This window comes from Mucilaginibacter inviolabilis, from assembly GCF_011089895.1.
GTDB classification, from domain to species: domain Bacteria; phylum Bacteroidota; class Bacteroidia; order Sphingobacteriales; family Sphingobacteriaceae; genus Mucilaginibacter; species Mucilaginibacter inviolabilis.
Genome location: NZ_JAANAT010000003.1, coordinates 238,291 through 261,628 on the forward strand (window position 1 = coordinate 238,291; position 23,338 = coordinate 261,628).

General features: G+C 42.6%; 18 protein-coding genes and 1 riboswitch. Of the genes, 13 read left to right on the forward strand and 5 right to left on the reverse strand.

Features of this window, described 5'->3' with window-relative positions; all coding sequences use genetic code 11:
* The first annotated feature begins 40 nt into the window (after positions 1 to 40).
* The 12 genes from G7092_RS21110 to G7092_RS21165 all read left to right on the forward strand — a co-directional run bounded on the left by G7092_RS21110 (position 41) and on the right by G7092_RS21165 (position 16,602).
* Positions 41 to 2,557, forward strand: coding sequence for a TonB-dependent receptor (locus tag G7092_RS21110; protein ID WP_166092179.1), 2,517 nt, complete (start codon positions 41 to 43; stop codon positions 2,555 to 2,557).
* Positions 2,558 to 2,933: 376 nt separating this feature from the next.
* Positions 2,934 to 3,350 (forward strand): tRNA (adenosine(37)-N6)-threonylcarbamoyltransferase complex ATPase subunit type 1 TsaE, encoded by a 417-nt coding sequence (gene tsaE / locus G7092_RS21115; RefSeq protein WP_166092182.1) that lies wholly within the window; start codon positions 2,934 to 2,936, stop codon positions 3,348 to 3,350.
* 126 nt (positions 3,351 to 3,476) lie between these two features.
* Positions 3,477 to 4,706: an alanine dehydrogenase gene (locus G7092_RS21120; protein WP_166092185.1), complete on the forward strand. Its 1,230-nt coding sequence runs from the start codon at positions 3,477 to 3,479 to the stop codon at positions 4,704 to 4,706.
* A gap of 10 nt (positions 4,707 to 4,716) precedes the next feature.
* Positions 4,717 to 5,397, forward strand: coding sequence for a M15 family metallopeptidase (locus G7092_RS21125; RefSeq protein ID WP_166092188.1), 681 nt, complete (start codon positions 4,717 to 4,719; stop codon positions 5,395 to 5,397).
* A 281-nt stretch (positions 5,398 to 5,678) separates the two neighbouring features.
* The gene (locus G7092_RS21130) at positions 5,679 to 6,668 is read left to right on the forward strand and encodes a YihY/virulence factor BrkB family protein (RefSeq protein ID WP_166092191.1); all 990 of its coding nucleotides are present in this window, start codon (positions 5,679 to 5,681) and stop codon (positions 6,666 to 6,668) included.
* A gap of 526 nt (positions 6,669 to 7,194) precedes the next feature.
* Entirely contained in the window at positions 7,195 to 7,926 is a 732-nt protein-coding gene (locus G7092_RS21135; RefSeq protein WP_166092193.1) for a Bax inhibitor-1/YccA family protein, read from the forward strand.
* Positions 7,927 to 8,348: 422 nt separating this feature from the next.
* Positions 8,349 to 8,460: riboswitch (SAM riboswitch) on the forward strand.
* Between the two features lie 162 nt (positions 8,461 to 8,622).
* The gene (gene metH, locus G7092_RS21140; protein WP_166092195.1) at positions 8,623 to 12,312 is read left to right on the forward strand and encodes a methionine synthase; all 3,690 of its coding nucleotides are present in this window, start codon (positions 8,623 to 8,625) and stop codon (positions 12,310 to 12,312) included.
* 138 nt (positions 12,313 to 12,450) lie between these two features.
* The gene (metF, locus tag G7092_RS21145) at positions 12,451 to 13,407 is read left to right on the forward strand and encodes a methylenetetrahydrofolate reductase [NAD(P)H] (protein ID WP_166092197.1); all 957 of its coding nucleotides are present in this window, start codon (positions 12,451 to 12,453) and stop codon (positions 13,405 to 13,407) included.
* Between the two features lie 415 nt (positions 13,408 to 13,822).
* Positions 13,823 to 14,341, forward strand: coding sequence for a hypothetical protein (locus G7092_RS21150; RefSeq protein ID WP_166092200.1), 519 nt, complete (start codon positions 13,823 to 13,825; stop codon positions 14,339 to 14,341).
* Positions 14,342 to 14,376: 35 nt separating this feature from the next.
* The gene (locus tag G7092_RS21155) at positions 14,377 to 15,009 is read left to right on the forward strand and encodes a hypothetical protein (protein ID WP_166092202.1); all 633 of its coding nucleotides are present in this window, start codon (positions 14,377 to 14,379) and stop codon (positions 15,007 to 15,009) included.
* 83 nt (positions 15,010 to 15,092) lie between these two features.
* Positions 15,093 to 15,767 carry a sensor histidine kinase gene (locus G7092_RS21160; protein ID WP_166092205.1) on the forward strand — a complete coding sequence of 225 codons (675 nt, stop codon included), beginning with the start codon at positions 15,093 to 15,095 and terminating at the stop codon, positions 15,765 to 15,767.
* 181 nt (positions 15,768 to 15,948) lie between these two features.
* Complete coding sequence (locus G7092_RS21165) at positions 15,949 to 16,602, forward strand: response regulator transcription factor (protein WP_166092208.1); 654 nt, start codon at positions 15,949 to 15,951, stop codon at positions 16,600 to 16,602.
* Between the two features lie 12 nt (positions 16,603 to 16,614).
* Here the strand turns inward: G7092_RS21165 and G7092_RS21170 are convergent, their stop codons facing one another.
* Positions 16,615 to 17,511 carry an AraC family transcriptional regulator gene (locus G7092_RS21170; protein WP_166092210.1) on the reverse strand — a complete coding sequence of 299 codons (897 nt, stop codon included), beginning with the start codon at positions 17,509 to 17,511 and terminating at the stop codon, positions 16,615 to 16,617.
* Between the two features lie 126 nt (positions 17,512 to 17,637).
* Here G7092_RS21170 and G7092_RS21175 point away from each other — a divergent pair, with 126 nt between their 5' ends.
* Positions 17,638 to 18,459: a phytanoyl-CoA dioxygenase family protein gene (locus G7092_RS21175; RefSeq protein ID WP_166092213.1), complete on the forward strand. Its 822-nt coding sequence runs from the start codon at positions 17,638 to 17,640 to the stop codon at positions 18,457 to 18,459.
* Between the two features lie 178 nt (positions 18,460 to 18,637).
* Here the strand turns inward: G7092_RS21175 and G7092_RS21180 are convergent, their stop codons facing one another.
* From G7092_RS21180 to G7092_RS21195, 4 genes are read right to left on the reverse strand one after another with little or no spacing between them, the layout of a single operon-like run.
* Positions 18,638 to 19,630 carry an L-histidine N(alpha)-methyltransferase gene (locus G7092_RS21180; RefSeq protein WP_166092216.1) on the reverse strand — a complete coding sequence of 331 codons (993 nt, stop codon included), beginning with the start codon at positions 19,628 to 19,630 and terminating at the stop codon, positions 18,638 to 18,640.
* Between the two features lie 18 nt (positions 19,631 to 19,648).
* Positions 19,649 to 20,797, reverse strand: a complete 1,149-nt coding sequence (gene egtB, locus G7092_RS21185; RefSeq protein ID WP_166092218.1) for an ergothioneine biosynthesis protein EgtB — start codon at positions 20,795 to 20,797, stop codon at positions 19,649 to 19,651.
* A gap of 4 nt (positions 20,798 to 20,801) precedes the next feature.
* Positions 20,802 to 22,376, reverse strand: coding sequence for an ABC transporter permease/substrate-binding protein (locus tag G7092_RS21190; protein ID WP_166092220.1), 1,575 nt, complete (start codon positions 22,374 to 22,376; stop codon positions 20,802 to 20,804).
* Positions 22,369 to 23,331, reverse strand: a complete 963-nt coding sequence (locus G7092_RS21195; protein ID WP_166092223.1) for an ABC transporter ATP-binding protein — start codon at positions 23,329 to 23,331, stop codon at positions 22,369 to 22,371. Before G7092_RS21195 ends, G7092_RS21190 begins: the two co-directional genes overlap by 8 nt.
* Between the last annotated feature and the right edge of the window lie 7 nt (positions 23,332 to 23,338).

A 23,338-nucleotide genomic window follows, 5' to 3' on the forward strand; every position in this document is an offset into this window, starting at 1 on the left:
CACCTCGTGTGGTATTTATTGATCCCCAAATTTTTTTATTATGAAATTAAAGCTAATTAGTAGCTTATTATTGCTTGTTATAGGTTTTTCTGCTTTTGCCAATGCCCATATAATTACTACAAAAAACGCAGCTGTTGAAGAGGCGGTAGGCACTTTAACCGGTACCGTTACCGATAAAGCCGATGGCAAACCCGTTATTGGCGCTACCGTAAGTATCCCCGATCTGCATGCCGGTGCCATTACCGATGTAAATGGTAAATATGTTTTAAATCATGTGCCCAGAGGGGTTTACCTGGTACAGGTAAGCTATTTGGGATATGCCACCTTTAACCAAAAGGTTGATCTTTCCAAAACTTCTGTATTTGATGTGAAACTGCAGGCATCCTCATTGGAGGCCGGCGAAGTAGTGGTAACCGGTGTAAGCAAGGCTACCGAAATAAAACGCAGCCCCGTGCCTATGATAGCTGTAGGCAAAACCTACCTGGAACAGCGTGCAGCCTCAGGTAATATTATCGATCAGATTGCTACCCTGCCGGGTGTAAGCGCGGTTACTACCGGTCCAAACGTATCCAAGCCATTTATACATGGTTTGGGCTATAACCGGGTAATTACCTTACAGGACGGTATACGCCAGGAAGGCCAGCAATGGGGCGATGAGCATGGCATCGAAGTGGATCAAAACTCCATCGACCGAGTAGAGATAATCAAAGGTCCGGCCAGTTTAACTTATGGCTCCGATGCTATCGGTGGTGTAGTTAACCTGATTACACCAGCTCCTGTTCCCGAAGGTAAAATACTGGGTTCGGTACAGGGTATTTATGGCACCAACCAGGGTTTACTCAATGGATCGTTCAGGTTACAGGGTAATCAGAACGGCCTGGTTTGGGGAACAGTAATATCGGCTAAAGAAGCCAAAAACTATCAGAATCAGCGCGATGGCCGTGTATATGCCACAGGTTATCAGGAAAAAGACGCCCGTGTAATGGTTGGTCTCAACAAATCATGGGGCTACTCTTATTTACATGCTTCTGTTTTTGATGATAAGCAGGATATCCCGGATGGCAGCCGCGATTCACTTACCCGTAAATTCACCAAACAAATAAGCGAAGACGGTGCCACTGCTATCGTTCCGGAATCTGAACTCAACTCCTACCGCATCCCGACCCTACATCAACGCGTTCAGCTTTACCGTATCTATAACAACAGTAACTTTATTTTAGGCGGCGGTAACCTGTTGGTTAACCTGGGCTACCAGTACAGCCACAGGCGCGAATATACCCATCCGGAGTATGGCGATATCCCGGGCCTGAATTTGCATTTGGCCACTTATACTTATGATGTTAAATATAACTTTAACATCGGCAATGATTATGAAACCACATTTGGTGTAAATGGTCAATATGGTAAAAATACAATAGATGGCGCTACCGATTTCCCTATCCCCGCCTATCATCAGTTTGATATCGGGCCTTTCTTTGTGATAAAGAAAAGCTTTGGCAAACTGGATCTTTCTGCCGGTGCGCGTTTTGACTCGCGTTCCTTCACGGGTAATGCTGCTTATGTAGATACTATTGGTGGCCCGCATGGTTTTCCGCAATTGTATACAGGTCCAAATCCTACCACGGCGCCAAATGTTAAATCACAATTTGATGCCCTTAGCAAAACGTTTACTGGTTTTTCAGGAAGTTTTGGTGCAACCTATAATGTATCCGACCAGTTTTTGGTTAAGGCTAACCTGGCCCGTGGCTTCAGGGCGCCAAGTATTGCTGAGTTATCAGCTAATGGCCCAGACCCAGGTTCGCAGATCTATCACGTGGGCGACAAAAACTTCAAGCCGGAGTTTAGTTTTCAACAGGATATCGGCGCGTTCTTAACACTGCCTAATATCTCGGCCAGTGTGGAATTATTTAATAATGAGATCTCTAATTACATATTCCAGCAGCAGCAATTGAATCCTGATGGCAGCCCGGTTATCACCCAGGGTTACAATACCTTTACCTATGTACAAAGCAAAGCCCGCATATACGGTGGCGAGGTTAATGTTGATTTGCATCCATTGCCATGGCTGCACTTTGAAAACTCACTGAGCTTAACTTATGGCGAAAATAAAGGAACCGGTGGTCCGGTGGCTGATAGCTTAAAATATTTACCATTCATTCCACCACTGCATACGCACTCTGAACTGCGCGGAACTTTTAACGGTGGCTTTGGCGACTTTAAAAATCTGTATGTTTTTGTTGGTTTTGACCATTATAATGCCCAGAACCGTTTCTTTGCCGCGTACGGTACCGAAACAGCAACCGCCGGATACAATTTGCTAAGCGCAGGTTTTGGCGGTAACATTGTTAATAAATCCGGTCAGCCGGTGCTTAAACTATTTATCGAAGGCACCAACCTGGCCAACGTAAATTACCAATCAAACATGAGCAGGTTGAAATATTTTGGCAATCCTACTGCCCCCGATGGTATTAATCATGGCATTTATAATATGGGCCGCAATATCAGCTTTAAGGTGGTTGTGCCGTTTGGTTTCAACACCGGTAAAAAATCATCATAAGTTACTATTATCCCTAATTAATGAAAAGGTCCTGCTTGCAAAGCCGGGCCTTTTTTGTTTATAGGTGACTCATCCCACCTGCGTTTTGGAAACCGGGAATACAAAAACAAATTTGTCATTCTGAGCATAGCGAAGAATCTATTATCCAGTATGCAAAGCTTACGAATAGATCCTTCGTTCCTCAGGATGACAAATTTTTATTTGCTTTTTTCTTTTTGGCCATTTGATGATTTACAAGGTCAAAGGATTTAAGTATTTTTGGAGAAGAAAACCTCTTTGTCATGCTGAACGGAGTGAAGCATCTATTATACAATAGGCAATCTGGAGAATAGATCCTTCGTTCCTCAGGATGACAAATATTTTAAATAATCAAAACGTGTTAATAACTGTTCAATCACTGGCAGATCTGCCTGCCGCCGCCGAAACGATCATTGCTCATGCAGCCAATAACAGGATCTTTCTTTTTTATGGCGATATGGGCGCCGGCAAAACAACCCTGATCAAAAGCCTGTGCAGCTTTTTAGGCACTGCCGATGCCGTTACCAGTCCTACGTTTGCTATTGTGAACGAATATCAGGGGCCAAAGGATAAAATATATCATTTTGATTTTTATCGGCTTAAAGATCAAACAGAAGCGCTGGATATGGGTTATGAAGAATACTTTTATGCAGGTGCTTATTGCTTTATTGAATGGCCCGAAAAGATACCCGATCTGCTGCCAGATCATTATACCCGCATCAGTATAAAAGCCGTAAATGATGGTTCACGGGAGATTACGGTTGAAAATTTTTAGTAAAGCCCGGGAGCAAGGATTTTTGGAGCAAGGAATAAGGATTCACTAAATCGCCAAATCAATAATTAATCCAAATCACTAATTCAATAATTATATTTATCTTCATCAGCCACAATTTAAAACATCATGAGTTCAGGGATATACAGTGGGTTTTCGGACGTTGCCAAGCAGGCAATGATGCAGCCTCAGGAGTCGATGCTGGAGGTTAAAAGCAAAAAGAACAAGTTATACATCGGCATTCCAAAAGAGGTTTCTTTCCAGGAAAACCGCATACCCTTAACTCCGCTGTCGGTAGCTTTATTGGTTAATAACGGGCACGATGTTATTTTAGAAAGTAACGCCGGCCAGGCAGCCAATTTTTCTGATAAGGATTATAGCGAACAGGGCGCCCGTATTGTTTACGATACCAAATCTGTTTATCATGATGCCGATATCATCATTAAAATAGCCCCTCCGGTAATGCCCGAAATTGAGTTGATGAAGCCTGGGCAAATATTGATATCAGCCTTGCAATTGGCTACGCTCAAGGCCGAATGCCTGCACGCGCTGATGGCTAAAAAAATTACCGCGCTCAGCTTTGAACATTTACGCGATGAGGGTAATACCTTGAGTGTAGTACGTGCTATGAGCGAAATTGTTGGCGCCACATCCATATTGATAGCGGCCGAATATTTAAGCAACGTATTTGATGGCAAAGGCCTGATGCTGGGCGGCATTACCGGTGTACCCCCTACCGAAATTGTGATCCTGGGAGCCGGCACCGTTGGCGAATATGCTGCCCGTACCGCTATATCCCTGGGGGCCGAAGTGAAAGTTTTTGATCCATCCATATACAAGCTTCGCCGCCTGCAGAATAATATAGGCAGCCGGGTTTTTACCTCGGTAGTGCAGCCCATTGTGCTCGAGAAAGCCATTACCACCTGCGATGTAGCCATAGGCGCCATGCGGGCCGAAGACGGGCGCAGCCCATGTATTATTTCCGAAGCAACGGTAAGTCGCATGAAACGCGATTCGGTGATTATCGATGTCAGTATCGATCAGGGCGGTTGTTTTGAAACATCTGAGGTTACCAATCATACCCACCCGGTTTTCCGCAAACACGATGTTATCCACTATTGCGTACCCAATATAGCCTCGCGTGTAGCCCGTACAGCTACTTACGCACTTACCAACATATTTGCCCCCATACTGCTGGATATCGGCGATCAGGGCGGTATTAAAAACGTAATATGGCAAAAATCGGGTGTGCGTAACGCGGTATATATTTATCATGGGCATTTAACCAATAAACATATCGGCGAACGTTTTACCATCCCCTGTAAAGACCTGGACCTGCTTATCGTGTCGCACCGGTAAACCCTATCCTATGCCTCGATATATCATGGTACTGTTTTTTGTTTTGGCTGGTATCAACGCCAGCGCGCAACATTATAAGTACATTGATAGTACCAAAATAAGCGGCATGGCCAGGTATAAAAAGCAGGTCAAAGCCAACCCCGATAAACAGCTGGTCGAGATTAAGCGATACATTCCACAGATCGCGCTGGACATCCGTTACGCTACCACCAACAACTTTATGCACAGGCGCATGTATCAGCAGGCTAAGGCCTATGCCCGCCTGCCCGTAGTAAAAGCGCTGCAACAGGTAGAAGCCGACCTGCAAACCCGTGGTCTAGGCCTGAAAATTTATGATGCTTATAGACCCTATTCGGTTACGGTTAAATTTTATGAGATGACCACAGATACCAATTTTGTGGCCAATCCGCGAAGAGGTTCCAAACATAACCGAGGATGTGCCGTGGATCTGAGCCTGATTGACCTGAAAACAGGAAAAGAGCTGGATATGCCTACTCCGTTTGACAGCTTTAGCAAAAAGGCCGCAGCCAGTTATCCCACCCTCAGCAAAAAACAATTGGATAATCGCGAATTATTAAAAACAATAATGCAGGCGCATGGCTTTACCGTATTGAAAACCGAATGGTGGCATTATGATTTTAACGGCTGGGCGAACTACGAATTGTTGGACGTGCCGTTTTCGGGGATTTAGGTTTTTGGAACAAGGATTTGGGGGAGTAAGGAGCAAGGATTTTTGGAGCAAAGATAAAGAGTAAAGGTTTTTTCAGTCCTTATTCCTTGCTCCAAAAATCTTTGCTCCAAAGAAGGCATTAAAATTGCTAAACATTGGTTCGATACATCAAAATTAGATAGACACGAATAAAATTTTGAGCAGGGTAATAAGAATTTGGAGCAACAAGTAAAGAATTTGATAGTCCTTGCTCCTTGTTCCCAAAAATCTTGCTCCCTAACAGATCAATTAAATAAGCGCTAATGAAATTTTTCAGTAAAGAATATTTAAAACGATTGTGGAAAATACTGGTAGCTACTTTTAGTGGCTTCATCAACGATAATGGTTTAAAACTGAGCGCGTCCCTGGCGTATTACACCATTTTTTCCATAGCGCCGCTGCTGTTTCTGCTTATTGCTGTGGTTGGTTTAATTCCTATTGCCAAAACAGATACGCTGTACCAGCAAATTGGTACCTATGTGGGTGCAAATGCAGCCAATCAAATACACAGTACGGTGGCAAGCCTTAAACTGAATGGTAAAAGCGGGTTTGGTTTTGCGGTAGGTATTGTAACCTTGCTGGTGGGTGCCAGCAGTATATTTGTGGAGATACAGGACTCGTTAAACATCATATGGCGTGTTAAAGCAAAACCCAAAAGCGGTTGGATTAAACTGCTCCGCAACCGTTTTGTGTCATTTTCATTGATCATCAGTTTAGGTTTTTTATTACTGGCGTCTTTGCTGGTTAACTTTATTATAGATGCAGTTGGTGCAAAAATAGAAGAGCTTTTACCTGCTCTAAAGCTTACAAAGCTATTGGTACAGGGTGTTAACCTGGGCGTAACGCTGTTGGTGATATCGGTTTTATTCGGTATTATATTTAAATTTTTGCCCGATGTAAAAATCAAGTGGAAGGATGTACGCACGGGTGCATTTTTTACCGCGCTGTTGTTTATGCTGGGACAATATCTGATAGGTTTATATATCCAATATACAGCACAAGGATCGGTGTACGGAGCCGCGGGCTCACTTATTGTTATCCTGGTGTGGATCTATTATACATCGGCCATATTATACATTGGCGCAGAGTTTACGCAGGTTTATGCCGAAGCCAGCGGCAGCCACATTGAACCTGCAGAATATGCCGTACATGTACAGCAAACCGAAGTGGAACGTCATGTGAAAAAATTGCCGGCTCAAAATCCAGAGCTGGTGAAGGAGAGCAAGAATCTGGAGAGCAAAGAACAAGGATAAGGACTTTTGGAGCAAGGGTAAGGCAACCTCCGGGTCCCTTTTAGGAGACCCGGAGGGGACGGAAGGACTTTTGCAGCAAGGATTTGGGGAACAAGGACAAAAATAAGGCACAAGCCCATAGTAATTTTTCTTCCCCGTCAGCAGAAAACGTAAAAAGGGCTGTCATCCTGAGCTTGTCGAAGGATCGCATGCAGAGGCCTGCCCACCATGCTTCGACGGAGCTCAGCATGACATCCATCAAAAGGGCCGCGGCCTTGTGCGATTCCTTCCCTCGGGAAGGGGAGGAAGGGGTTTATGGAACAAGGTAATCATCGCACGTAGAAACCCCTCCCTGCCATTACACCTATCCAACGCACCCCTCCCGTGGGGAGGGAATTAAAAATCTTTTGCTTTTATCATATAATCACCATGACATGCCCTCTTGAATCTTGATTCTTATCTCTTGATTCTATCTCCCCCTCAAAACCCTTCACACTATATTCACATTTTATTCGTAAATTCGTATATTAATTTATTTTAATACAACATGGAAACTAAAGATCCTGAATACGTTTATAAAAACGTAATACAATTAAATGAAACAGACGCATCACGTAAATTCATAGCCAATGTGTTTTTATGGATGTTTGTAGCCCTGGGGCTTTCGGCCTTTTGCGCGTTTCTGTTTTCACAAAACCAGGCATTATACAATATGCTTAGAGATCCTATTACAGGTGGCAACACTGGTTTGGGTACTATAGTAATGTTTGCTCCCCTTGCCTTTGTGTTAATTATTTCATTTGGTTTTAACCGTTTGTCATATGGGGTTGCAGCGCTTTTGTTTATCGCCTTTTCGGCAGTTATGGGTATAAGTTTGAGTTACATACTCAAAATTTACACCGAAGGCTCGGTACTTGGCGTATTTTTAACTACTTCGGCGGTGTTTGGAATAATGGCTGTTGCCGGTTACACTACCAAAACGGATTTGACCAAGTTTGGGTCGATTATGATGATGGGCCTTTTCGGTATTATCATCGCGTCAGTTATTAACATGTTTATGCGTAGCAGTCAGCTGGAATATATCATTAGTTACATTGGTATTGCAGTTTTTGTAGGCTTAACAGCCTATGATGTGCAGAAGTTAAAACGCATAGGCGCTGGTATTGAATATGGCGATGGTTCGGCCGGTAAAATGGCCCTTCTGGGTGGCTTAACCTTATATCTTGATTTCATCAACCTTTTCCTGATGATCCTGCGTTTATTCGGCAGAAGAAGATAATAAACAAAAAAGGTATTTTTATACGTAACAGGCCGGTTCTCTGCAAAGAGAACCGGCCTGTTTAGTTAAGGTACAAGCAGGAAAAAAACAAGTTGAATTTTATGCAGGTATTTGATAGTTATCGGGTTAATACTTTTTAAACTTTTCAAAACGTGTAAGCAATTTGTTAAAAAGTGTTAAAATGGCATTAAAACTTTAGCGAAGCGCCCCCAAAGCAAGCGGTTTTACCCCAGTTTTGGCTGAAAAAATGTTAAAATTCAAGGTTTAAAAAGTTTCTCCGGGTTGTCAATGTAAGGAGTTTTAGTCACATAACTCATCAGTATCTCACTCCAAATATTCATGTAATTGTAAACACGTATCCTGTACCCTATTGATGAGGGTAAAACTATTGCATATTACAGCTTTATTATGCACCTTTGCATTGCTTATAGAGAAAGGCGGAGGGATTAGACCCTGCGATGTCTTAGCAACCTGTACTTCACAAGGTGCTACATTCTACTCAACTAATACACAATAGGTTGGGAAAGATAAGCGAAAGTCAGTCATATACCCGACTTTTCGAGATAAGCTGTATTTTTTAGTATCAAGTAGCTAGTATCAGGTAGCAAGACAGTTTCTGTCTTTATACCCGCTATACTACCTTCAAGCGCTGAATTTTCGGTACTTGATACTTGATACTAGCTACTTGATACCAACATGGATATTAGAAAAGAACTAGAGAAACGCATACTGGTAATTGACGGGGCAATGGGTACCATGATACAACGGTACCAATTAACCGAGCAGGATTTTCGTGGGGAGCGTTTTAAAGATCACAACTCCGATCTGCAGGGAAATAACGACCTGCTGAACATTACACGCCCCGATATTATAAAGGCTATACATGCCGAATACCTGGATGCCGGTGCCGATATCATTGAAACCAATACTTTCAGCACACAAGTAATTTCCCTGGCCGATTATAAGCTGGAAGAGCTGGCCTACGAGCTAAGCTATGAAGGTGCACGCCTGGCCCGCGAAGTTGCCGAAGAATATACCACCAAAAATCCGGCTAAGCCCCGTTTTGTGGCTGGTGCTGTTGGGCCAACCAACCGTACGGCGTCATTATCACCAGATGTAAATGACCCGGGTTATCGCGCGGTAACATTTGATGATCTGGCCGAAGCTTATTATGACCAGGTACGTGGTTTGGTTGATGGAGGATCGGATTTATTGCTTGTAGAAACCATATTTGATACACTGAACGCCAAAGCGGCTCTGTTTGCTATCAATCGCTATGCAAATGAATCTGGCAAGCATCTGCCTATCATGATCTCGGGTACCATTACCGATGCTTCAGGTCGTACCCTATCAGGTCAAACGGTAGAGGCTTTCTGGAATTCGGTACGCCATGCCAACCTGCTTTCGGTAGGACTGAACTGTGCTTTGGGTGCCAAAGAGATGCGCCCTCACCTGGCCGAGCTTTCCGAAAAAGCGGATGTGTTTATATCAGCCTATCCCAATGCCGGCTTACCTAATGAGTTTGGGCAATATGACGAAACCGCTCACGAAACCGCCCATCAGCTGGATGATTTTATAAAAGCCGGATTGGTGAATATTGTAGGCGGTTGTTGTGGTACTACGCCCGAACATATTAAATGCATTGCCGAAAAGGCCGCTAAATATTCGCCAAGAATAGTTCCATCGGTTGAACCAAATCTACGTTTGAGCGGATTGGAAGCTGTTACCATAACCCCCGAAAGCATTTTTGTGAACGTGGGTGAGCGTACCAACATCACCGGGTCGCCCAAGTTCTCCAAGTTGATCCTGGCCGAAGATTATGAAGCTGCTCTGGCCGTGGCCTTGCAGCAGGTAGAAGGGGGTGCCCAGGTGATCGACATTAACATGGATGAGGGCATGATCGATTCGGAAGCAGTGATGGTGAAATTCCTGAACCTGGTAGCTTCCGAACCCGATATTGCCAAGCTGCCCATCATGATCGATTCCTCAAAATGGACGGTTATCGAAGCCGGATTAAAATGTATCCAGGGCAAGGGCATCGTGAATTCTATCTCCCTGAAAGAAGGCGAGGATAAGTTTAAAGAGCACGCCCGCAAAATATTAAGCTATGGCGCGGCCACAGTAGTAATGGCCTTTGACGAAACCGGTCAGGCCGACTCGCTGCAGCGCCGCATCGAGATCTGTAAACGCTCCTATGATATCCTGGTTAATGAAGTGGGTTTCCCGCCTCAGGACATCATATTCGATCCCAATATATTAACCGTAGCCACCGGCCTCGAAGAACATAATAATTACGCGGTGGATTTTATTGAAGCTACCCGCTGGATAAAACAAAACCTGCCGCATGCCAAAGTAAGCGGCGGGGTAAGTAATATCTCCTTCTCCTTCAGGGGCAACAATGTGGTGCGCGAGGCTATGCACTCCGCATTTTTATACCACGCCATCAGGGCGGGTATGGACATGGGCATTGTGAATGCCGGTATGCTGGAGGTTTATCAGGAAATTGATAAAACCCTGTTGGAACTGGTTGAGGATGTGCTGCTGAATCGTCGCGATGATGCTACCGAACGCCTGGTAGAATATGCCGATACCATCAAAAGTAAAGGAAAAGAGGTGGTGCGCGACGAAGAGTGGCGCAAAGGTACCGTTCAGGAACGACTTTCACACGCATTAGTAAAGGGCATCATTGAATATCTGGACGCTGATGTGGAAGAGGCCAGGCAAACTTACAGCAAGCCGCTGGAGGTGATAGAAGGCCCGTTGATGGATGGCATGAACATCGTAGGCGACTTGTTTGGGGCCGGTAAAATGTTTTTACCCCAGGTAGTAAAATCGGCCCGTGTAATGAAAAAAGCGGTGGCCTATCTGCTGCCATTTATCGAGCTCGAAAAACAAAGGGTTATTGATGCCGGTGAAGATTCCAGCGGAAACCGGGCCAATGCCGGTAAAATATTAATGGCCACCGTTAAAGGCGATGTGCATGATATCGGCAAAAATATTGTAGGTGTAGTTTTGGCCTGTAATAACTTCGAGATCATTGACCTGGGCGTAATGGTGCCAGCGCAAAAGATCATTGAAGAAGCCAAAGCGCAGAATGTAGATATTATAGGGCTAAGCGGACTGATCACTCCTTCGCTCGACGAAATGGTGCACTTTGCCAAGGAAATGGAGCGTAACGGTTTTACTATTCCGTTAATTGTGGGTGGTGCCACCACATCGCGTATCCATGCCGCTGTGAAAATCGACCCGAATTATTCAGGCCCGGTAATCCATGGTATAGATGCTTCACGAAGTGTGACGATGTGCAGTAACTTAATGAGTAAGGATAACCGCGATGCCTACATCCAAAGTATAAAAGACGAGTATGCCAAAGCCCGCGAAGCACATCTGAACAAAAAATCAGATAAGCGGTTTGTGACTATTGATGATGCCCGCAAATCAAAATTCCAGATCAGTCTGGATGGTGACGTAGCTATAAAACCAACGTTTACCGGCACCAAAGTATTTGAATCGTACCCGCTGGAAGAGTTGGTGCCCTATATCGACTGGACACCGTTTTTCCATACCTGGGAGTTGCGCGGCAGCTACCCTAAAATATTTACCGATAAGTTTATAGGCGATGAAGCTAAAAAACTGTATGATGATGCACAGGAATTGCTGAAAAGAATTGTAGATCAGAAACTGCTGAGAGCCTGTGGAGTGATTGGTTTTTGGCCAGCTAACAGTGTGGGCGACGATATTGAGTTGTACACCGACGAAAGCCGTACACAATTGTTAACCCGCATACATACCCTGCGCCAGCAAACCGAAAAAATGAAAGGCGATCCTTACTATGCCCTGTCAGATTTTATCGCCCCAAAAGAAAGCGGAGTGCCCGATTATATGGGCGGTTTTGCCGTAACAACAGGTTTGGGTTGTGATGAACTGGTAGCCGAGTTTGAGCGCGACCATGACGATTATAACAGCATTATGGCCAAAGCCCTGGCCGATCGCCTGGCTGAAGCCTTTGCCGAAAAAATGCACGAATTGGTACGTAAGGAACATTGGGGCTACTCAAAAGGCGAACAGTTAAGCAACGAAGACCTGATCAAAGAAGAATACCAGGGTATTCGTCCGGCACCAGGCTATCCTGCCTGCCCGGATCATACCGAGAAAACCACCTTGTTTGATCTGCTCAAGGCCGAAGATAATGCTCACATGCACCTCACCGAAAGCCTGGCTATGATGCCGGCAGCCTCGGTAAGCGGCTTCTATTTTGCACATCCACAAGCCCGATATTTTGGCCTGGGCAAGATTAGTAAGGATCAGGTAGAAGATTACGCTACCCGTAAGAAAATGGATCTTGAAACGATTGAACGCTGGCTTAGTCCGAATATAAATTATTGAATTAAATAAAAAACACACGTCATTGCGAGGTACGAAGCAATCCCCAATTAACAGAGCCACTCTGTATAGCATAGAGATTGCTTCGTGCCTCGCAATGACGGAAATATAAAACGCAACCCGAGCTCCGCAACCCGAACCATGAAAATAACCGAACATATTGCTAACGCTGCAGGCAAAACACTTTTTTCTTTTGAATTGATACCTCCTTTAAAAGGGCAAAGCATACAAGGCATTTACAATGCTATCGATCCGCTAATGGAGTTTAAGCCGCCTTTTATTGATGTAACCTCGCTGCGCGAGGATTATATTTATAAGCAGCACTCCAATGGTTTGCTGGAAAAACTGAGTTATCGAAAACGCCCGGGTACCATCGCTATTTGTGCGGCTATCATGAACCGGTATAAGGTAGATACCGTTCCGCATTTACTGTGTGGCGGTTTTACCCGTGATGAAACGGAGAATGCATTGATTGAACTGGAGTTTTTGGGTATCGAAAATGTGCTGGTATTACGTGGCGATGCCCGTAGCAGCGATTCGTCGTTTGTGCCAACCCCTAACGGACATGCTTATGCTACCGATCTGTTGCAGCAGGTAGTGAACATGAACAACGGCGTTTATTTGCATGAGGATTATGATAACATCGCCAAAACCAATTTCTGTATTGGTGTGGCAGGCTATCCCGAAAAGCATTTTGAGGCCCCAAATCTTAAAACCGACTTTAAATACCTCAAACAAAAGGTAGATATGGGTGCCAGCTTTATTGTTACCCAGATGTTTTTTGATAATCAGAAATATTTTGATTTTGTGAATAACTGCCGGGCCAATGGCATCACGGTGCCTATTATACCTGGGTTGAAACCTATTACCACCTCAAAACAATTAACAGGTTTGGCCAAAACTTTCCATATTGATATGCCCGAAGATTTGTGCGATGCCATTCATGCTTGTAAATCAGAAAAAGATGTAAAAGATATGGGGATTGAATGGATGATTAACCAATGTAAAGAACTGGTAAAATTTGGCGTACCTGTGTTACATTTTTATACCATGAGCAACGCCGGGCCAACTAAACGCATAGCCGAGGCGATATTTTAAATATTAGGAATATAAAACGTAAAAGGGGGCCATAGCAATATGGCACCCTTATTTTATAGGATCAGTTAATAGTTGTCATAAACCTAAATAATAAATTTAATACTGGCAATATTTGCTTGCTAAATATTGTTAATAATTATTTACAACGGCTGCACAGACTTTTAGAGTTATTGCTTTATATCTGATGATAAGTGCCTATAATACACCCGCGTAATATTACAGTTTTTGATGCGTAAAACTACGTGATGTTATAATGCCTTATGTTTGGTTTGTGTTTATTATATGCTGTTTATGAGTCTGTTATGTGGTTGTTAATAGTGGAATAAGTTTTATCCCCCGGCTGTGGTTTGTTGAAATAATTACTAATTAATGTTAGTTTTATCGACTAAAACTCAATCCTATAATTAGTTTAATCATGGAAACAACAACTACAGCAACAGAAACACAACAAGCAAGAGGCGTTATCACCGGCAACGAGGGCGCCGTTATAAGTCTTGATGAGGCTGCACTATATACAGCCAACCATAGGCATCGTAGCCCTAAAGGCTCTGCCATTTCTCAACTTTTTGGGCAGGTTATTGTCAATAAGATTCTTGCTCAGCCTGGCTGCCTGGCTATCCGTATTTATTATGCCAACAGACAACAGCTAACTGGTTTTCAGCGGTTTTTTGTAGCCATAGGTAATTTTTTTATTAAGACCATAGCCCATGCCGATGGCGATATGCGCTTTGTAATATCGGGCGTTACCGAAGACGGTGAAGATATGCTGCCAGGTGATATGAAAGGCGAAACATTTATGTCTACAACTTATTCCACAAATGTAAAAACGTATAAATTGATGGCAGCCCAGAGCGATGACAATAGTTTAGGTGATCAATCTTATCCATGTCCCGGCTCATCCGGATGTCCTAAAAATATGTTAACAGGAAATTAATTAATTTCCTTTAGAGGCTGTTATTATATTAATATATGAATTTAGATATGTCATTGGCCTTGGCTTCTACAATATCGGGCTTTTTTCCGGTTGTCGTTGCATTATTTAACTATAGGCATCTTGATAAAGTTTTACGAATAGCGGCTCTCTTTTTTCTTATTGCATCTGTTTTTGATCCTGCTATGTGGTTGTTAGCAAATTCAGGATCAAAGAATACCATGTGGTTGCTCCATCTTAATGTATTGGTATCGCTGTTTTTTTATACGGTTATATACCATAAATTATTTGCTAAGGCTATTTATAAAAAAATAACAATTGTCCTGGCCGTAATAACGTTATTTATAATGATGTTGTTCAACAGAAGCTTAGATGAATATCCATCGGTATCGAATACAGCATTAAGTGTGCAAATGATCATGTTGTCCCTGCTTTATTTTTCTCAGTTATTAAACCCTCTTAAGTATGTTGATATCGAGAAACAGGGCCTCTTTTGGATAAATGCCGGTGTACTTTTTTATTCTTCGGTAAATATATTTTTATTTATGATCTTTACGCAGATACCTGTAGAAGATCAGCATAATTACTATATTATTAACAGCATAACTAACATCATTGCTAACATATTATTTTCAGTAGGATTATTTTGCAAGCCACAGAAAACAACCTGATCCCGGTATTAATTATCGGGACTTTAGTGGTTGTTATATTAATTACTTGTCTGTTTTTCTTCGTGATCATTTATCAACGTAAAATGATAAGGAATCAGGTAGAACTACGTACGCTGCATGATCAGCGGCAAGGCGATTTGATGAACGCTGTTTTTGAAACACAGGAAAGCGAACGCAAGCGCCTTGCCGAAGATCTGCATGATAGTGTGGGCCAGGTATTATCGGCCATCAAGCTTAATATGCACAGGTTGGATAAAAATTGCATCAACGAAAGTTCCCAGCCCCTGCTGGCCGATACCCGGAGACTTATTGACGAAAGTATCCAGGAAATACGCAATATTATCCACAATGTTTTGCCCCCGGTACTCACCGATTATGGTTTTCTGATAGCTTTGGAAGCCCTGGGCAATAAAGTAGAACAAGCCACACGTATTAAAGTACGGTTTGAAAAAAAAATAAGCGATCAGCGCTTCCCCCATGAAATTGAACTGGCATTATACCGTATAGCCCAGGAACTTTTTGGCAACGCCATTAAGCACGCCGATGCTACCATTATTCATTTATCGGTAAAGCAGGATGGTGATTTTATGGTGATGGAATTTAAAGATAATGGTGTTGGTTTTAAGTTAAATGAAGTAAAACAAGGTTTTGGTATCAAAAACCTGGAAAGCCGTGTTCAACTCATCAACGGCGAAATTGATATTATAAGCAAGCCGTCGGCAGGTACATTTACTACTATAAAACTAAAAATAGCATAATTGGGTATCAAGTTTTAGAGTTGGTATCAGGTAGCTAGTATCAAGTATAAAGATATTATTGTATGATACTGTAAATGAGGTTGCTGGCAATCATGATACTTGATACTAGCTACTTGATACTAATTATTTGATGTTGGCTACTTGATACTAATTACTATATTAGCCAACTATTTGTTATACAATGAGTACGATAAAATTAGGCATTATTGATGATCATAAAATTTTCAGGAACGGATTAAAAGCAACGCTAGAAGATTGTGAGGATTTTGACCTGATATTAGAAGCATCAAATGGTAAAGAACTGGTGGGATTACTGACAGATAGATCTCCCGATGTGTTATTAATGGATATCAAAATGCCCGAAATGGATGGCATTCAGACGGCCGATTATGTGCATCAACACTATAAGCATATCAAAATTCTGGCGTTATCCATGTTTAATGAAGATAAATATATTGTGGATATGATGAAGGCCGGGGCATCAGGCTATCTCCTCAAAAATGCTGAACCGGAAGAGATCATTGAAGCAATATCTACTGTATATCATAAGGGGTTTTATTTTAATGAACACCTGTCTATAACGCTGATTAAGCAACTGGTTACCAATGAACACAGCGATAGTATTCCCAACAATAAAGCCGATCTTAACGAGCGTGAAATTGAGGTGCTGAAGCTGGTTTGCCAGGAATACTCCAACCAGGAAATAGCCGACAAAATATTTCTGAGTGTGCGAACTGTGGAGGGTTACCGGGCACGGCTGTTTGAAAAAACATGCTCAAAAAACCTGGTTGGCCTGGTTATATACGCCATTAAACGTGGTATAATCAGCGTATAGTATCCTTAGCTGTTAAGCAGATCGCTTTTTACCGTCGTTGAGCAGGTTGCGCATAAATCTTTTGCGGTAATTAAGCGGACTCAGGTTCATTTTAGCCTTAAACATTTTGTAAAAGTGCGATACATCGCCAAAACCGCTTTCAAACGATATTTCTGATATAGGCTTGTCTGTTTGTACCAGCTGTTGTATAGCATAGTTTAGCCTGTACTCAATAATGGTTTCCATAAATGTTTTACGGGTTACCTTTTTAAAGTACTTGCAAAACGCGTTGGTGGTCATGTTGGCAATACTCGCCGCGGCATCCAATGAAACCTGTTTTCTGAAATTTTCAACCAGGTAAGCTAATACCGGATTTATCCTTTCACGTTCGGCCAGGGAACGCTCTGCTATTACCCGGTGCTGATCAAGCAGGATATACTCGTCAGATGATGCCATACGCTGTAATATTTCCAGCAGGGATATCAATATTCTGAAATTGCTCTTCTCGTCGGCCAGTTTCAGTAAAAGCTCTTTTACTTCTTTCTGGGTATCGGAGTGGAATAAAATGCCGCAGCCGCTTTTTTGAAAAAGTTGCTTGATGTGCTGTAATTCAAATTTATTAAAAAACTCATCGCCCAAAAAAGCATCGTTAAACTGTATCACTATGGCACTGGCATCTTCAATAGGTATTTCACCCGATTCCAGTTTCCAGCAATGCGGAAGATTAGGGCCAAGCAATACCAGATCGCCAGAAACAAAATCTTCCATGTGGCTGCCCACATAGCGCTTGCCTGTGCCTCTTATAACACACGTCAATTCGTATTCTTCATGAAAATGGTAAGGGGCGTCAAATGCCAGTTTATCAAACTTCCTGACAAGGAACGATTGACTGTTTGCGGGCTGAAGGACTTCGTAAGAGGCTTTGATCATTGCATATATTAACGTAAAATAATGAACTTTAGTTTGTGAAGGATAATATACCCCACTTTCCTGCCATTCACTTCATTTTTTTTTATATAAAGATAAGCTTCCTTTGAAAAAAAAGCTAATAAAATTATGATTAGTGCATCTGCCTATCTGCCTGAGCTGGATGATCTTAAGAAATTACCAGCCGAAAATATTCAGGAGTTTCATGAAAAAGGACATACTTTAATCAAAAACATTCTTTCAGAAGAAGAGATAAATACCTATAGGCCTGTAATTGTGGGTGCTGCAGAAAGATATAATACAGAAAAACGCAAGCTGGAAGAGAGAGATACTTACGGAAAGGCATTTTTGCAGATCATGAATTTGTGGCGGGTTGATGTGGATAGTAAAAAGTTTGTTACAGCCAGACGGATGGCAAAAATAGCCGCTGATTTGATGGGAGTTGACAACGTGAGGCTATACCATGACCAGGCTTTGTTCAAGGAGCCCGGCGGAGGGCCAACTCCATGGCACCAGGATCAGTATTACTGGCCTATTGATACCCATAATACCGTAACCATGTGGATGCCGCTGGTTGACATTGATGTGGATATGGGTATGTTAACTTTTGCTTCGGGATCATATATTAATGGTGCCGTTTTTAACCACGAAATTTCTGATGAGTCAGAAACGCTCTTTGATGATTATGTGAAACAAAAAGGGTTTGAGATTAGCAGGGCCAAAACCATGAAGGCGGGCGATGCCACCTGGCACCGGGGATTTACCATTCACAACGCGCCGGGTAATAACTCCAATCAGATGCGCGAGGTAATGACTATTATTTATGTAGCAGACGGTGCCCGGATAACTCCTTACAAAAACGACTGGCAAAAAAACGACCATCAAAAATGGCTCATGGGCAAACCTATAGGTGGATTGATCGACTCGGAATTGAATCCGAAGCTATTATAATGCTTTTGTTTGAATTACGATTTTTGGGTTAACATGGGTTTACACTTTTAAGCCATTATTTGATGAAAAATTCATTTAATTTATTGATTATCAATTATTTGTACTGATGTTAATCCGTAAAAAGTGTAAACCCATGTAAACCCACTTTTGTAACAAAATGGGCCGCCTGTTCAAAAAGTTACGCGGCCATCCAGATAGCATCAATAAACCATTTTTTGGTATCGAAAAATTGCCCTACCGGTACAAAGCCCGCATTGATGGCTATTTGATCGGCTTGCATAATGGTGAATTTTTGGGATATCTCCATATAGATATACTCATCCTTTAAAAACGCGATGGTTTCCTTACCGTTGATGGTTACCTGCTGATCAATAGTGCTGATCAGGTAGCTTTTACAGGCGCCTGTTTCCGGATCGTAGGTGGGGTAATGCTCAAATTTAGATACATCAAAATTAGAGTTTAATTCACGGTTAATGCGCTCCAGTAAATTAAGATTAAACCGTTTGGTAATACCCTCTTTATCATTGTAAGCAGCCAGCACAACTTTGGGGTCTTTTTTAAGATCCATACCAATCAAGGCCATGTCGCCAGGTGATAAATGTTTACGCAGTTCCCTGCAAAATTCAATAGCATCGTTTACAGGCATATTGCCAATATTTGATCCCAAAAACAAAACCACCTTGCGTCTGGAAGAAATAGAAGCTGCCTTGGTGAGCATATGAAAATATTCGCCGTTTAACCCTGTAATTTGCAGGCCCGGTAAGGTAACGGGCAAGGTCATGTTTAAATAGGCTATTACGTTCTCTGAAATATCGATGGGCAAATAAGTAAAATCGGCCTTTTTCTCCAATAGATATTTAAGCAGATAGGTTGATTTCGTGGCGTCGCCGGCGCCTAGTTCAATCAGGTCAAAAGCATCACCGTCGGCAATAAGGGCATCTGCAATTTCGGCGGTTTTTTCAGAGAATATCTCCAGTTCACAGTCGGTTGGGTAATATTCCGGACTGTTCATCAACTCCTGAAAAAGTTTATCGCCATTGGCGTCATAAAAATATTTTGAGTTTAACCGTTTTGGTGATGATTTTAAACCGGTGATCACATCATTGTAAAACAAGTCGGTTTTTGTTTTTGATGGGTCGTTCAAGTCCGTATGTGCTAAGGTTGAGTCCATGTCGATGTATTTGTGCAATTACTTTGCAAGCCTGATGCCGGTAAATTGCCAGCGTAAATTTGTTTGAAAAAAGTTGCGATAAGTAATGCGACTATGCCCTGGAGATGTAGCTTCCGAAGCGCCGCGTAAAACTTTCTGATTCACCATAAATTTGCCGTTGTATTCACCAATGGCTCCCGGCGCTTTTGCAAAACCCGGATAAGGGAGGTACGAACTTTCTGTCCATTCCCAGCTTTTTCCCCAGCTAAATTGTGTTGCAGCAGTCTCCCATTCAAACTCAGTTGGTAACCGCAGTCCCTTCCAGGATGCGTAAGCGTACGCCTCAAAATAACTGATATGACATACCGGGTTATTTGGGTTAAGCAGTTCGAGGCCATGAAAAGTGTAGTTATGCCACTCTTCATCAATTAAATGCCAATAGAGAGGTGACTCGACCTTGTTGGTTTTAACCCAGTCCCACCCCTCTGCATGCCAGTGTCGAAAATCATGGTAACCTCCGCTATTGATAAACTCCAGGTATTCGGCATTGGTTACCAGGTTGGGGCTTATTTCATAAGCATTTAAATAAACTTTATGCCGGTTTAGTTCATTATCAAAACAAAAGCCTTCGCCGGTAAATCCTATCTCATAGATGCCTTCGTTTATTTTAATAAAATCGGCATTTACAGTATTAACCTTTGGCGATACATAGCTGTTTGAATACGGCGGAAATAAAGGGTTATGGCCAAGAATATATTTAATATCGGTTAGCAACAATTCCTGATGTTGCTCTTCGTGATTAAAGCCCAATATCAGGAGCTCTTTAACATCAGCAGAGGGTTCCGTGCTCAGGAATTTCTCCATAGCTTCATCTACGTAAGCCCGGTACTGATAGATATCGTTAACTGTTGGGCGACTTAAATTGCCCCTGTCGGTACGGATTACGCGATTGCCAACAGTTTCATAGTAACTGTTGAATACATAGTTGTAATTGGGATTGAACTCCTGATAGCCCATAAAATAAGGCTTCAGAATAAAAGTTTCAAAAAACCAGGTAGTGTGCCCGATGTGCCACTTAGGCGGACTAACATCTACCACAGGTTGTACCACGTAGTCTTCTGTTTGCAAAGGACTGCAAATGTACTCGGTACGCTGACGCACTTTTTTATAACAATCAACTAAATTCATGGAACTATTTACTATTCAAATATCGTTTGAGGTTAGAAATTGTTTTAATATTTAAACTTTTGGCCTGTTGTTCTCTCATCATTAAGGCATATGCATTGTTAAACCCGATGGGTTTAAGCCAGCTTACCTGGTACTGTTTTTTAAATTCACGCTGCACATAATTGTAAGTGCTATCTTTATTTTTAGTTACCTCATTTATGGTTTTTGACGAGGCTTGTAATATGGCCAGTAAACCTGTACCCGTATATTCCGGGTAAAAATCTATCTGGTCATTAGTTAAGGCATCGAAACAGATTTTTGTTCCGCCGAGCCCTGTTTTTGTGGATACCCCATAATTGGTATATCCTTTTATAAGCATGCTATACATATTGGCCAGTATATATTGTTCGCCAAATATTTTGGAACCAATGCGTACAGTGTTTTCTTCATTGCTCTTACGGGCGGATTTAAATAGCTTATGATTTACCAGGAAATCCTTAGCCACCCGCTCCGGGCTTTGGTGAAGATAGTCAGTACGGTAATTTAAATCGGTCATCACGGAATCATTTATTTTGCCGGATAACAGATTCAGTGTTTTTTCGAGTTCCGGAAATTTCTTCAATGCATCTTCCCGTACAATTGGCGCGGCATAATATGGCGGAAATATACCTTTGTCATCATCCAAAACCACGAGGCCATAAGCTTTTAAGCGCCCATCGGTGGAGTATCCGCTAATCACATCCAATTCTTTTTGATAGGCCGCTTTGTACATCACCGCATCACTGATCACAATGGTGTGGATCTTTAAACCGTATTTACTCTCCAGGCCCAGGTTGCCATCCTGCCTTCCCATAAATTCTGGGGTGAAACCGGCTGTGAGCTTACTGCCGTAGGCAGTTGGAATAAAATAGAAGGATGATAACAATACTAATACAATGGGCAGTGCGTAGCTGCTACGTTTGAGTTTTCTGAAATTGAGTTTTTGTACCAGTGATAAAAGAAAATCGAAAATAATGGCCAGTAAAGCTGCCGGAATGGCCCCTGCAAGGATCATATTGGTATTGTTGAGCGATATGCCACCGAAAATAAACTCGCCTAAGCCACCCGCTGCGATGAATGACGCCAGTGTTGCCACGCCCACATTAATAACCGTAGCAGTGCGGATACCGGCTAAAATAACCGGCATAGCCAGCGGAAGCTCTACTTTGAATAGGATTTGCCATTTACTCATGCCCATGGCCACGGCGGCTTCTTTTACAGCGGCATCTACTCCGGTAATGCCGGTATAAGTATTGCGAATAATGGGTAAAAGGGCATATAATAACAAAGCAACGATAGCCGGTTTGGGGCCAATTCCTAAAAGAGGGATCATAAAGCCCAGTAAAGCTATACTCGGAATAGTTTGCAGTATCCCTGCAAAGCCTAAAATGGAGCCGGACAGTTTTCTTTTGCGGGCGATAACAATACCAAGAGGCAAGCCCACCAGCACCGCGAAAAAGAGCGATATAAAGGTAAGCCCAATATGCTGCATGGTTTGAACAGCCAGTTTATCGGCCTGTTGTTGCATAAACTCCAATAAGGTTTGCTGATGCTCATTCATGCCCTTGCTTGTTTTTATATTGGTTGAAAGCCGACATGAGCTGCTCAAATCCAACGATTTTTATTTCGTTTTTGTCTTTGTCGATGCTGATCGTTTCTGAATCAGTAAACTTGAAGTGTTCGAGGCCGGTCCAAAGATCTGTATTGGCAGATATTGTGGGTGGGTGGTCGGTTTTGTGGAGATCGGGCAATAGATCCCAAATATCCAGTAGCCGTATCGCCTTAAATTCCAGTTGCAGGCGTTGGTCTTTCAAAAAATCTTTCACGAATTTATTAGCTGGTTTAAACAGCAAATCAGCAGGTGTGCCTGATTGTATGATCTTTCCCTGGTCCATAAGGCATACTCTGTCGCCCAACTCAAAAGCTTCCTGCACATCGTGAGTAACCATAATAATGGTTTTTCTCTTCAACTCGTCAAGTGCTTTAAACTCTTTATGAATAGCGGCCCGTGTTACATTATCCAAAGCGCCAAAAGGTTCATCCATCAACAAAACAGGAGGATCAGATACTAAAGCCCGGGCCAGGCCAATACGTTGTTGCTGGCCACCGCTTAATTCATTGGGGTAAACGTGCAGGTAATCGGAACTGAGGTGCAGTTTCTCCATCAGCTCGGCGGTACGATCAGCTATTTTCTTTTTATCCCACTTTAGCAGCTGAGGTACTACAGCTATATTTTCGGCCACGGTATAATGCGGAAAGAGACCATTATTTTGTAAAACATAACCAATGCCGCGCCTTAGCGTTTCAGGTTGTTCGTCTGCGATGTTTTTTCCGTTGATGAAAATGCTGCCCGAGGTTGGCTCAATAAGCCGGTTGATCATTTTAAGCGTAGTGGTTTTGCCGCAACCACTGGTTCCTAACAAAATGAGGTTCTCTTTTTCCTGAACTTCAAAGCTAATGCTATCAACTGCTTTAACTTTATCGAAGTGTTTGCTTATGTCTTTAACCTTTATCATAAGCGGG